Raw genomic sequence first — 379 nt, forward strand, 5'->3', positions numbered from 1 at the left:
GTATCGTTCTTCTTGGCGATCTGGATCTGGAAGATCACCAGATCCTGCCAGCGGAATGCGGCTTCCGAGGCCGCCAGATAGAATTCCCACATGCGGCAGAAGCGCTCGTCATAGATCGCCTTGGCCTTGTCGCGATTGGCGGCGAAGCGCTCGCCCCAGTGCTTCAGCGTGTCGGCATAGTGGAGCCGCAGGATCTCGACGTCGGTGACGACCAGGCCCGACTTCTCGATCGCAGGCATCACTTCCGACAGCGACGGGATGTAGCCGCCCGGGAAGATGTATTTGCGGATGAAGGCGCTGGTCGCCCACGGCACGCCGGAACGGCCGATCGTGTGCAACAGCATGACGCCATCCGGCTTGAGCAGCGTCGCGCTCTTGT

General features: G+C 62.0%; 1 protein-coding gene. It reads right to left on the minus strand.

Annotated features, from left to right (window positions below):
* A partial coding sequence (locus tag EN969_RS35165; protein WP_164758848.1) for a class I SAM-dependent methyltransferase occupies positions 1 to 379 on the minus strand: 379 nt, incomplete at both ends.

The sequence above is a fragment of the Mesorhizobium sp. M7A.F.Ca.CA.003.01.2.1 genome (assembly GCF_003998945.1).
Classification (GTDB): domain Bacteria; phylum Pseudomonadota; class Alphaproteobacteria; order Rhizobiales; family Rhizobiaceae; genus Mesorhizobium; species Mesorhizobium ciceri.